General features: G+C 49.7%; 11 protein-coding genes. 8 read left to right on the top strand and 3 right to left on the bottom strand.

Going from position 1 to position 12,368, the window contains the following annotated elements:
* The first annotated feature begins 425 nt into the window (after positions 1-425).
* Together IEY34_RS28210 and IEY34_RS28205 are read left to right on the top strand one after the other, a co-directional pair.
* Entirely contained in the window at positions 426-1,367 is a 942-nt protein-coding gene (locus tag IEY34_RS28210) for a helix-turn-helix domain-containing protein (RefSeq protein ID WP_189018401.1), read from the top strand.
* Positions 1,368-1,391: 24 nt separating this feature from the next.
* Positions 1,392-2,045, top strand: coding sequence for an HD domain-containing protein (locus IEY34_RS28205; protein WP_189018399.1), 654 nt, complete (start codon positions 1,392-1,394; stop codon positions 2,043-2,045).
* Positions 2,046-2,209: 164 nt separating this feature from the next.
* On the opposite strand, the gene IEY34_RS28200 is transcribed toward IEY34_RS28205, so the two are convergent.
* On the bottom strand, positions 2,210-3,037 hold the full coding sequence (locus IEY34_RS28200) for a DUF2935 domain-containing protein (protein ID WP_189018397.1): 828 nt from the start codon (positions 3,035-3,037) through the stop codon (positions 2,210-2,212).
* A gap of 165 nt (positions 3,038-3,202) precedes the next feature.
* Here IEY34_RS28200 and IEY34_RS28195 point away from each other — a divergent pair, with 165 nt between their 5' ends.
* Genes IEY34_RS28195 through IEY34_RS28180 form a run of 4 tightly spaced genes read left to right on the top strand, consistent with a single transcriptional unit; the run spans position 3,203 to position 7,071 of the window.
* Complete coding sequence (locus IEY34_RS28195; RefSeq protein WP_189018395.1) at positions 3,203-4,450, top strand: DUF445 domain-containing protein; 1,248 nt, start codon at positions 3,203-3,205, stop codon at positions 4,448-4,450.
* Between the two features lie 42 nt (positions 4,451-4,492).
* On the top strand, positions 4,493-5,332 hold the full coding sequence (locus IEY34_RS28190; RefSeq protein WP_189018393.1) for an ABC transporter ATP-binding protein: 840 nt from the start codon (positions 4,493-4,495) through the stop codon (positions 5,330-5,332).
* Positions 5,265-6,029, top strand: a complete 765-nt coding sequence (locus IEY34_RS28185; RefSeq protein ID WP_189018391.1) for an ABC transporter permease — start codon at positions 5,265-5,267, stop codon at positions 6,027-6,029. Before IEY34_RS28190 ends, IEY34_RS28185 begins: the two co-directional genes overlap by 68 nt.
* Positions 6,030-6,045: 16 nt before the next feature.
* Entirely contained in the window at positions 6,046-7,071 is a 1,026-nt protein-coding gene (locus tag IEY34_RS28180; protein ID WP_189018388.1) for an ABC transporter substrate-binding protein, read from the top strand.
* A gap of 124 nt (positions 7,072-7,195) precedes the next feature.
* On the opposite strand, the gene IEY34_RS28175 is transcribed toward IEY34_RS28180, so the two are convergent.
* Together IEY34_RS28175 and IEY34_RS28170 are read right to left on the bottom strand one after the other, a co-directional pair.
* Positions 7,196-7,642, bottom strand: coding sequence for a bactofilin family protein (locus IEY34_RS28175; protein WP_189018385.1), 447 nt, complete (start codon positions 7,640-7,642; stop codon positions 7,196-7,198).
* Positions 7,639-8,652: a M23 family metallopeptidase gene (locus IEY34_RS28170; protein WP_229757889.1), complete on the bottom strand. Its 1,014-nt coding sequence runs from the start codon at positions 8,650-8,652 to the stop codon at positions 7,639-7,641. The genes IEY34_RS28175 and IEY34_RS28170 overlap by 4 nt, the downstream gene beginning before the upstream one ends.
* Positions 8,653-8,881: 229 nt before the next feature.
* Here IEY34_RS28170 and IEY34_RS28165 point away from each other — a divergent pair, with 229 nt between their 5' ends.
* Positions 8,882-10,078, top strand: a complete 1,197-nt coding sequence (locus IEY34_RS28165) for a beta propeller repeat protein (protein ID WP_189018382.1) — start codon at positions 8,882-8,884, stop codon at positions 10,076-10,078.
* Between the two features lie 157 nt (positions 10,079-10,235).
* On the top strand, positions 10,236-12,113 hold the full coding sequence (locus tag IEY34_RS28160; protein WP_189018379.1) for a DUF6583 family protein: 1,878 nt from the start codon (positions 10,236-10,238) through the stop codon (positions 12,111-12,113).
* Positions 12,114-12,368: the final 255 nt, after the last annotated feature.

Raw genomic sequence — 12,368 nt, 5'->3', positions numbered from 1 at the left:
AGATTTGAGGATTTCAATGGATAAATCCAATCCAATAGCCCGATGGGCGACCAAATTCACGATTACATTGGAATTATCCAATGTAATGAGATTCCTTATGTTATCTGGTACGGAATCTTGAAGTTAGCTAGTTTAAATAGATGGTTGGGAGAACGAAGAGAGTAGTTGCAAGGGAAAATAGCTGAAATACGCGGACTGTGCGGTGGCACGTCCAAGTTGAAAGGGAACTACGACCCTTGATGAATAAGAATCTCTTAGTGCTTCTATTTCTCCTCATGGGGATTTAGAAATCAATCAAAGAAAGACATCCCCTTGCGGTCTTCAGATGAACTATGCGATCTAAAGGTTAACTACGTTTCCATGTGTAAATCATGGTACAATATGGGTCAAGAATGACTAACGGTTTGATAAAAGGGGGAGCTCGCATGGAGGACGTTTTGCTGCACTTGAAAAATCTGGGCTTCACGGACCTAGAAGCCAAATGTCTGCATGTGCTGGCCGATAATGGCACACAGACGGGCTACGAAATCGCCAAGCAGCTTGGCGTTTCTCGCTCGAACGTCTACTCCGCGCTTCAGAAGCTCGCGGAGAAAGGGGCGGTGCTCACCAGCCACGGTGAGCCGACGCATTACCAAAGCGTGCCGATCGAGGAGATCGGTGAGCGCATTGAAGCGGAGCTGCAAGCCTCGATCCGCTATGTGAAAGCGCATATGCCCAAACAGGAGGCGCAACGGTCCGAGTACTTCAGCCTCGAAGGAGACGCCAAGGTCATGGAGCGGATTCGCAACGAGCTGAGGAAAGCGAAGGAAGAGGCGCTCTTGGACCTATGGCCGGAAGAAGCGAAGCTGCTGAAGTCTGAACTTCGTCAAGTGCCATCGCAAGGTGTGCGCTTGTTGGTTGCGACGACCGGCGAGGTAGACTTGCCAGGTGAGGTCCATCTGTTTAAGCATCGTCGTGACGAGACTTCGTCTGTGCGAAGCGGTCGCAAGTTTACGGTTCTCATTGACCGCAAGCTGGCTATTATTGGGACAAGAGGGGGCGATGAGCCTACTCTTGCGATGCTGACGGAGCATCCGGCAATGGTGGAACTGCTGCATGCGCACTTTTTCCAAGATGTGATTCTCCATGAATTGCAACAGGATATGGGGACCAAGCTGGAGGATAAATACGGAAAGAACTTTAAACGTATTATTCAGAAGTACAGCGGTGTGAAAGAAGCGGACACGGTGACCGACGAGGGGAAGACTTCAGAGGATAAACCTTCGGAAGGCAAACTAATAGAAGGCAAGTCCTCTGAAGGCAAGTCCGCAGATGGCAAGTCAATTGAAGGAAAGTCAGCAGAAGGCAAGAAGAAAAAGAAAAAATGAGATTGTTTCCATGGGGGTTTTAGGATGGCTGAAGGGCATGAGAGCATACTGCGCGCAGCCGAAGCGCTTGTGAAAGAGAAGCTTGAGCGCGACAGCAGCGGCCACGACTGGTGGCACATCTATCGCGTCGTGCAGACGACGAAGCGCATCGCTGCCGAGGAAGGCGCCGACGGTTTCGTCTGCGAGCTTGCTGCGCTGCTTCATGACGTCGTCGATGAGAAGCTGAACGCGGATCCAGCCGCTGCGCAGCGCGAGCTGGAAGCGTGGCTGGCCGCTAGCGGTGCGGCTGCGGCTGAAGTGGAGCACGTGCTGGAGATCATCGGCACGATGTCGTTCAAGGGCGGCGCGCGTCCGCCGATGCGCACGCTGGAAGGCCGGGTCGTGCAGGATGCCGACCGGTTGGATGCGATAGGCGCGGTGGGCATCTCGCGCGTCTTTGCCTATTCGGGCTGGAAGGGCCGCCCGATTCACGATCCTTCCGTCACCGCGCGCGAGCAGATGACGGAGGCGGAATATCGCGCAGGCAATGACACCGCGATCAATCACTTCTATGAGAAGCTCCTGAAGTTGAAGGAGCTGATGAATACGCCGTTCGCCAAGCAATTGGCGGAGGAGCGGCACCGTTTTATGGAGCAGTACTTGGAGCAGTTCTATCAAGAGTGGGAAGGCCAACGTTAGGCTGTTCATTGTCCTAGCATCCCAAGCTGCTCTAACGCCAAAAGCCTCAATTCCATCACAGGGAATTGGGGTTTTTGGCGTAAGCGGCCTGATCCCCCTCATGAGGAGGAACGACGATCCGAGAAGGGGCGCTTTTGAGCGGTTTCAGTGATGGATGGACGTTGCTACTCAAATGACGGCTTGGTTAGCGGGCAATTGGGCAGGGCCAGAATTTCTACCTCGTAAGCAGCTAACTTATGTAGGAAATAGCAGGTTTCCGGCAGGTGATGCTCCAGGAACCTAAGCGTTACGCGGCTGAGCAGTTCGGTATGCTGGTATTCCACAATGACACCTTCGACGACACGATAGAAACCGATGACCGTTTCGGCAACCTGGCGCGCGAATTTTTGCTGAACAGGAAAGTTTGGCGGAGTGAAGCGAAGGAATCCCCGGATAGCGGTGTTTTTGACGATGTGAGCGCTGAATTGTTGGGCGTATAACTGGGTGCTTTTAACCAGATTCATTTCGGTTGGATCAAGGTGATTCCCTAGCAGGACGGCATGACCGAGCTGATCTTCCAGCCACATTTCCATCAAGGTGACAAGCGGCAGGGGTTCATAGGGGACACCGTTCATCCAATAGTGTAAAATACGAAGATACTCACCGTTTTCCAGAAGGGTGCCATTAAAATAAACAGGCGTTAAAGAAATGACGACTTTATTTTGAATGCGCAAATGCTGCAAATACCCCTCGAACTGATAATAACCCTGAACAACGGGGTAAATATCTTTGGAGAGCTGAACCATCGTTTCGGAGGAGACTGGTAGTAGGGGATCTGTTATTAAAACACGATTACGGAGCTCCTTGAAGGCGGCGATGTAGCGCTTAGCGATGGCGATCCATTGCATTTCTTCATTTGCAAGTGCCTCGTCCACAAAGATGGCATGATCCTGCAAGATTTCAACCCAGAATAAATGTTCCTGCCAAGGCGTGATGTATTCATTAAGACTCATGATTCATGATCCCTCCTGTCTGTCAATTGCTGCAGAGTGCCCTCCGATATACATATTATCGATGTGTATTCCGATGCTTAACGTTCAAGAACAGTTTTCGTCGTATTTTGTGGTAAAATAGAAGGAATGAGTTCACAAATTCGAGCAGAGAGAGATGTTATGACGATGAAAAAAGAAGCAAAGTATATAGCGACGGTCTCTTTAGGGGTTATGGGAGCAGGCTTTCTGGCTACATTGCCCGTTTCCTCAACCATTTGGGGAGGGTTCTTGCAGGGTGGTTTTGAAGCAGGCGTAGTGGGCGGTTTGGCCGACTGGTTTGCGGTTAGCGCTCTTTTCCGCCATCCGCTGGGCATACCCATTCCACATACGGCGTTGTTGCCCAAGAATCGGGATAAAATTACGAAAGCACTCGTCTCCACGGTGGAGAATGAGCTGCTGTCCAAAGAAACCATTCGGGCTCGCTTGCAGCAAATCCGCTTTCTTGAGCGTGGGCTTGCGATTGCTGAGACCAACCTGGACAACGCTGCTGTTCACAAAGGGCTGACGACACTTGCCAAGCAAGCGCTTAACGCGATTGATTTGGAGAAATTGACTCCGCTGATTGCAGAGGAAATGCATAAAGCGCTTCAAGATGTTGATACCAGCAAACTGGTTCGTGCCCTCGCGGATACTGTCATCCAAGGTGGTTACGACGGCAAAACGTTCGATTTCGTCATCGATAAAGTAGAAGCTTGGGCGATCAAAGCGGAAACCCGTGATCAACTCGGCGCGATGGCGCTCAAAGCATTCGAAGGGCTGCAGTCCAATGGCTTCATGGCTTTTGCCGTGAATGCGTTCCTTGGTATGGTCAATGAGGAGAAGATCGGCGGCATTATTCAGAACTTTGTGCTCTCTTATATTGAGCAAATGCGTACGAAGAATCATCCGCGCAGAGAAGCCGTACTCACGTTTATTCGCAGTGAATTAGAGAAGTTGGAGAGAAATCCTAAGCTTTTGGCGGAATTAGACAGTTTGAAGGCGAAGCTGCCGGATATGTTGGAGCTGGATGAGAAGCTGGCAGGGCTGCTCGAGCGGTTGAAAGTTAAGGCAGAGAATTTCGTGGATCAACCCGATTTTGTGCCTGGTTATGTTCTTCCGATTGTTCGTAAAATGCTTCGCTCGATCCAAGAAAATGCTGACATGATAGAGCGCGGCGAGCATTTCATTCAGGATCAAATCGCGGCTTATTTGGAACAAAATCATAGTAAAATCGGTCAACTGGTCAAAGAGAACCTGGATAAGCTGACGAACGAGAAGCTGACTCAATTGATGGAAGACAAGCTTGGCCCTGATTTGCAGTGGATTCGTGTCAACGGCGCGATCTGTGGATTTATTATCGGTTTGGGCTTGGCCGGATTGAAAATGCTGTTTTAAGGGATAACGACGACGGGACAAGCCCGAGTGGAGGTAAGCATTTTGATCGAGATAAAGGGAGTCAGCAAAACGTTCGTGCAACGAATCGGCGGCAATTACCAAGCGCTGGACAATATTACATTAACGATTAAAAAAGGCGAGTTCGTTTCCTTATTAGGCCCATCCGGATGCGGGAAATCGACCGTGCTGAACTTGGTCGCAGGCTTTGATACACAAAGCGCGGGCACGATTGAAGTTAATGGGAAAAAGGTGAGCGGCGCAGGTGCCGACCGTGTTGTTGTTTTTCAAGAGCACGGCCTGTTTCCCTGGCTGACCGTACTCGATAATGTGGCTTTCGGACTCAAGCAGAAAGGCATGGCCAAGAAGGATCGTCACGAGCTGGCGATGGAGCAGATCAAATCGGTGCATCTCAGCCGTTTTGCTGACCGATATCCCCATGAACTCTCCGGTGGCATGAAGCAGCGGGCTGCAATTGCTAGAGCGCTTGCGATGGATCCGGAAATTTTGCTCATGGATGAGCCTTTTGCCGCTCTTGATGAGCAGACACGCCTTATTTTGCATAAAGAATTGGAAGAAATCTGGATGCGCACGCGCAAAACGATCCTCTTCATTACCCATAATATCCGGGAATCGGTCATTCTTTCAGATCGTGTTCTTGTGATGTCCACCCGTCCTGGGACGATTAAGAAAGAGTTTGCTGTGCAGGCAGCAAGACCTCGGGATATGGCTGATCCGCTGCTCCATCATGTCGAAAATGCGATTATGGATGCGCTCGCGGATGAGCTGGAGAAAGTGGTAAGGGAGGAGACGGGCGATGAGTACCGCATTAAGAAGAACGATTTTTCTGGTACTGCTTCTGATAGCGTGGGAGGCGGGATTTAGACTATTTGGCTGGGGCTGGAAGTTCCCTTCGGTTACACAAACCTTGCAAGCGTTCTACGATGGATTGGTGCATGGAGAACTCTTGCAAGCAACGATAGCCAGTATGATCCGTTTATTGGTTTCGTTTGCTTTATCTTTGGCCATTGGAACAACGTTAGGATTCCTTTTCGCCCGTTATCGGCTGCTTGATGATACGCTAGGATTTCTCGTTGTATCCTTGCAAACGATTCCTAGTATTGCTTGGCTGCCTTTTGCTATTATCTGGTTCGGTCTTAACGAATCTTCGGTTATTTTTATTACGACGCTTGGCGCCACTTGGACGATGGCATTAGCCAGCCGCACCGGGATCAAAAATATTCCGCCAATCTATTTGCGCGCCGCTCAAACGATGGGCACAGGGAATGGATTTAACATGTTCGTGCAGGTGATGATTCCTGCGGCATTTCCTCATTTAATCAATGGCGTGCGAACGGCCTGGGCTTTCGCTTGGCGTGCCTTGGTAGCCGGTGAACTGATTGCCAAAGGCGCCGGATTGGGTCAACTTTTGCAGGATGGGCGGAACTTGGGGGATACCTCGCTCATGTTGTGTATCGTTATTATTATTGCCGTTCTTGGCACCGTATCCGACCACTTCTGCTTTAAGAAACTCGAAGATAAAGTGCTAGAGCGCTACGGCCTCGCTGGCTCGAAGTCTTAATGTGGGAGCGGGTCGTATGAGAAAACGTGTATGGGTGCTAATGCTGCTTGTCGTCGCTGCTGCTCTGCTGGGCGCATGCGGGGAGAAGTTGACTTCGTCCGGGAAGGCTGCTGTTGTTCGGGTAGGTGTTTTTAAAAATGTTACGCATGCCGCGGCATATATCGCTCTGGAGAAAGGCTACTTCGCCCGAGAGTGGGGCAATGACGTGAAGATTGAAGTTACCGCCTTCGATAACGGCTCTGATTTATCGATTGCCATGGCGACGGGGGATATCGATGTCGGGTTTGTAGGTCCTGGGCCAGCGACGACCTTCTTTCTGAAAAGCGTGAACTACCGCGTTGTTTCTGGCTCCAATAACGGTGGGGCCGTCTTGGTTGCCCGCAATGGATCAGGAATTAACAGTGTGAAAGATTTAGTAGATAAAACAATTGCGGTTCCGGCCAAAGGAAACACGAATGAAATTTCCCTTCGTCTGCTGCTGAAGCAAGAAGGTGTAAGCTTGGGCCGTGGGGCCGACAATGCTCATCTTATCGTACGTTCTCCGTCGGACGCCTTGGTTTCCTTCCGACAGCAGGAGATTGATGCCGCGCTCGTCCCTGAGCCATGGGGCACGCAGATCGAGAAGGCTGGTCTCGGCAAAGTGGTTGTAGACTGGAAGGCGATCCCGCCGAACAACGGTGATTACCCGACCGTCATCATGGTCGCCAGCGACAAGTTCATTGCTCACCATCGCGACATGGTGAAGGGGGCAATTAAAGCGAACATGGATGGCATCACGTTCATCCAGAACAGCCAGGATCAAGCGTATGATCTCATCAACAACCAGCTGAAGAAATACAGCGGCAAAGGGATGGACAAAAGCTTAATTAAGGCCTCGTTAGGCAGATTGAAGCTCACCACGGACGTTGACGTTAAGGTGATGGAGGAGATGGCAAAAGTATCCATCGATGCCCGATATATTAAGGGCATTAAGGAGAATGAGCTGGACCTCAGCAATTTTGTCGATCTATCCATGCTGGCTGAAGTGAAAGCGGGTAAGTGATAGACGGATGGCAGTATCTTGCCCCTACGCTCTCGCTAACTGTAGAACCTCCTGTTAGACTTAACACATGATAAGAAAAAGAGGCTGCTCTCGAGGTTATGTACCTTGAGACAGCCTCTTTTTTTCAATTCCCGCCAGAAGCAGCTTGCTGCTCGCTCTTCTGCTGCTTGTGCGCTTTGGCGTCGATGACTTTGCCGCCGCCTTTCTCGCTGCCTGCGGCGATGTTCATCGCGCTGCTGCCTTGGAAGATCCCGCCCTCCTGGATGACGAAGGAGCGCACATCAATATTGCCGACCAGCACGCCTGAACTGGTGACGATAAGCTTGCCCTTGGTGTAGATATTGCCTTTGACTTTGCCGGCAACGATCACATCGCGGGCCTGGATGTTGGATTGCACGACAGCGTTCTCCCCAATGGTGATATCGCCTGCGCATTCAATGTCGCCGTTGAGTTGGCCTTCGATGCGAAGGCTGGCTTCGGACATAATTTTGCCTTCACAGATGGTGCTGCCGCCGATCAAGGTATCGGTTGTTTTGGCGTCGATCCGTCTTGCTTTCGAACTTCCTATCATGGTTTTTCATCCTTTCTATCCGTCTTGAGATATGGGTTGGGGTCGATGGGAACGCCGTTCTTCTGGACTTCGTAATGCAGATGAGAGCCTGTGCTTCGTCCGGTTGTACCGATGAGGCCGATCTTTTGACCTTTCTTTACTGATTCTCCGCGTTTGACGAGCATTTTATTCAGATGCATATACTCGGTTTGGAGTCCACGGGTATGATCGATAATAATGTGATTGCCGTGTTCGTTGTCGAAGCTGGCTTCTACCACTTTACCTGCAGCAGTCGCATACACGTCATCATTCATTTCGCCATCGAGATCGAAGCCTGTGTGCATCGACGGTTTGGAGGTAAAGGGATCGATGCGTACGCCGAAACCGGATGTAATACTGTGTGTTACCGTCGGCCAGAGGGTAGGGGTGATGCTGCTTACATACTGTGCTTCTTTCAGCTTAGCTTCCGATTCATTCAGATGAAGGAGCAGGGCATTAATATCTCCGACTAACGAAAAAAGTCCTTCTTTGGTGCTGTTCACCAAAAGAGAGACATCTTGCGAAGTAACGGGGACATCGCTGCCACCGATATCGGAGTTTTTGCCCTTAGGCTGCTGAGTGCTAGGTGCGGCGGTCTTTTTGCTTGTCCCTTTCGCTCCTTCCGTTTCGCTCATCAATTCGATCACATGATCGATTTTCTTGATTTCTTCCAACTTCAATTTAAATTCATTGGCCTGCTGGGATAAGTCAATCAAATTGGCTTGAAGTTGTTCCAGTTCGCTATTTTTATGAGTAATTTGATCAACCAGTTGGCGTTCTTGTCCATCGAACACTTGCTGCATGTTGTTTCTTGTTCGATGGGAGTGGGTATTCATGAAGTAGATCGTGACAAAAAAACCAATCAGCACGAGCAGGATCACGCTGGGCACAATATAGAGGCTACTGTGCGGAAGCTTGAATCTTACGGTACGGCGGTTGGCGCCCGGAATGATCATTAAGGTGAACTCTTTTTTACCCCAGATGAATCTCAACCGATCCTCTTCCTTTCCGTAACAAAGTCCCCCTCCTTGATTGGATTGTATTCATGTTAAGAGGGAGTCATGCCTATTTTCTCAATTTGAAAATCAGATCTATAGGTCTGGTTGATTATGGGACATACTAATTTTGCCATCCGTTTAATTGGTGAAGGTATCAACTTTTGCCGGAAAGCTACGTCTATAGAATTAGAAAGATTATTTTACACAAGAGAGAGGCGCAAAGATGATGATTAAAAAATATATGCCAATTGCAGCGATAACCCTATTCGCCCTAACAGGTTGCCAGTCATCGGGAGGCGCAAGCGGAGCAGTTGCCGTTACGGAATCACCGACTTCATCAGCGGCAGTAACAACAGCTCCTACAGCTCCGGCAGCAACCCCAACTGCGGCTCCAACCACAGTTCCGAACAAAAACACATCTGCATCGAACGTATCGATGTCTACGATAACCGCTGTGCGCTTAGCGGATGCCAAGTCAGGATGGATTGGCGGCAAAGGCTGGATCGCACATACGAATAATGGCGGGACTCAGTGGCAAGTTCAATACCAAGGGGCGGGGGATGCCAAACAGATTTTTGCCTTGAACGGTCAAGATGCTTGGGCCGTGTTTGGCGAGGAAGGCAAGCTGGTGAATACCAAAGACGGAGGTCAGCATTGGGCTTCCGTAGGGCAAATGCCGAATGCCGCATTCTTGCATTTCGTCACGAAGCAAGAAGCTTTTAGCGGTAATGCGCATACCGTTGACGGTGGTGTGAAGTGGACGAAGATGCCTGTGCCCGAAGGGACGGTCGGCGATGCTTATTTTCATGACGCCAAGAACGGTTGGGCTGTGAAGCAGGTGAAAGATGCGATTGAAGTAGACCGAACGCAGGATGGAGGCAAAACGTGGAAAGCCGTCCTGTCGCGTAAATCCGCAGTTGCCCCTACGGGAGCGGTGATTCGCTCTGCAGGTGCTGACGATGCCTGGGTCGAGCTGATTGGCGAATCAGGCATGACCCAAACTTCCTACTCGCTGTTCCATACGAAGGATGGCGGGAAGAACTGGCAGACGGTTCTGGCGAACAGCACCGCTGGCGGCGGACCTGCCCCTGGGTTCCCGGCAGGAGACAACACAGGGCCTAAGAACACGGGCACCAAGCCCGGACCCTTATACGTCGTCAGTCCTGACGTAGCCTTCATGGGCGGGCAGTGCCCGAGCTGCGACAAGCCGAATTCCGTCGGATGGACGAAGGACGGCGGCAAAACATGGGTGAACGGCCAAGAAACGTTCACTGGCTACGGCGAGCTGCTGCTGGCAATGGCAGACGTGAACCAAGGCTGGCTGCTGACGAATGATACTGCGCAGCCGAGCGTGATGTACACCACCGCTAACGGTGGTGTGAAATGGCAAAAGGCGCATACCTTCGATGCACCCAAATGATTGCAAAAGAGGCTGCAACTCTAGGTTTCATAACCTAGGGGGGCGGCCTTTTGTCCTATGTAAAAAGTAATGAAAACCAAATTATGGTATACAACGTAGCTAATTCCATGGTAAAGTGGGCTTTATGTCTGTTTCTAAACATGGAGGGATTACAAAAATGGCTACGTTTGACAATCAATTTGGGCAAGGTCCCACTCGAAAAAAGAATCGTCTCATCTGGCTGATAGCGGCTGTTATCCTAGTTGTTGTGCTTGTTGGCGGGGGCGGAATTGTCGCTTACGCGCAATTTGATGTTTTCAAAAGCACCAAGCTGATTTACTTGCAGTCTGAAATCAAACAAACGACAGGCGCTCAGCAGGCACTTTCCAAGGCCCTGGATATATACAGCAAGGAAATGGAACCTATGCTGAACAAACCGGTTCATTCTCTGCTCGAGATTTCCGATTTGACGCTGGATATGGCCAGCTCCGATGCAAAGACTAAAGCGATTCTGGACTTTATCAAGAAGAGCAAGCTTTCGGTTGATGCCCAGCAGGACAATTCAGCGCAAAAACAAGTCTACAACATCAAATGGACGCTGGATAACGCAGCTTTCCTAGATGTGGAAACGGCGATTGATCCAGAGCGTCTGGCGATCCGCATTCCGGCTTTTTATGACAAATATGCTTACGTCAATGTGAAGGACATGGAATCCTTACGCAAAGAGCTCAATTCCAGCAATATTCCTAAAAAGATACTGACTTACAACGATGTTATGGCGGCTGTCTCGATCAAAAAGGAAGAGCTAGAGAAAGCATTGCTGCCATATGCCAAACTCTATGCCGATAATTTGCAGGAAAGTCAGTTTCAGATTGTTAAAGACGGTCTCATGAATGAAGAGAATGCCAATATCAAGAGCCGCGAAATCACGATTACGTTCAGCCAAGAGGATGTAAAACGGATGGCGAACAGTTTATCAGACAAACTTGCCGCGGATACGGTATTGCAGGACATCATTTTCACGCGTGCCAAAAACATGGCTCAACTGTTGAACGATAGCGGTTATCCAACCGAGGCGATAACCCAAGAGAAATTTACGAAGTCTTGGAAAGACTTTGCCGACAAGATGAAGAAGTCATCTGAAAAAGGCGATTTGGGCGACGGCGGGAAGATGATTGTTTACATCAATAACGATCATGACATTTTGGAACGTAAGCTGATGTTTCATGTGAAAGAAAACGGCAAGAACAATGAAGTCGTGCTCAAAGCGGCAAGTTGGGAAGATAAAGAGTTCCCGCAGCACTTGCTGTTAGCGGCTAACGTGAAGGAAGAACAAGGAGCAACGACGGAACTCAAACTGCTGAACACATCCAATCTGGATGCGAAGGGCGGTAAAGGCAAATTAACGCTCAATGTGAACGAAACAGGAAGCAAGAGCACCGCAACAGCAGGAACGCTGCTTGTCGACTACGATTTGAGTCAAACGGACCAGAAGCAATCAGGCACTTATACATTTAAATTAACCGGCAGTGGTGAAGCAGAAGGAACGATGGAGGGCAAAGTTACAGGTTCCTCAGAGAAAAAAGGGAATGCAACAGATGCCAACTATGATATCAGTCTTACCTTCAAGGATGTCAAAGTAGAAAGCGATTTGAAGGCGCTGGCGTTCAAGTTGCATAGTAAGCAGGAGATAGGTGTGGAAGTAAAGCTTCCTGCTTATACGAAGGATAATGCCCTTGATGTCACGCATATGACAGACCAAGATCGTATGCAGTTTACGATGGATCTGATGGCAGGCGCTCAGAAGTTTATGGAGACGCACAAGGATCTGCTGCAGAATCTAGGCATTCCGCTTGGAGGCATGCTGCCAGGTGCAGATTATTACGGGTATGGCTACGAGGATGAGGAGCTTCCGTCAGATTGGGATTTGAATCTGGATACAGATAGTCTGCAATCAGAGCTTGCGGATTCGTTGCAGGATCTGACGCCTGAACAGCAGGAAGCACTGCTCGAAGCGCTGAAGATGATGGAAAAGCAAGGATTGAAAGCAAAGTAAGTTTACTGGAGTGACACCCCCCTGACAAGTTTGCGCTTTGAGCTCTTCACCATGATGGAAGGTGCGCTTTGAATTAAGGTAGCTGAAAGAGGTTGTCTCCCAGCGAACAATATAGTAAGTAGTAAGAAACCTTAAGAAACCTAGCCGTGGCTAGGTTTTTTCTTGTTTCAGCGTTAACGCTGAAAAACATCGTTAAAGCTAAGGCGGAGCGCATTTCCCCTGCTGTAAGACTGAAAAACAGTCTTAACTGTAGGG

The sequence above is a fragment of the Paenibacillus marchantiophytorum genome, from assembly GCF_014640555.1.
In the GTDB taxonomy this organism is placed as follows: Bacteria; Bacillota; Bacilli; order Paenibacillales; family NBRC-103111; genus Paenibacillus_E; species Paenibacillus_E marchantiophytorum.
This window is presented reverse-complemented; position numbering and strand designations above follow the sequence as displayed.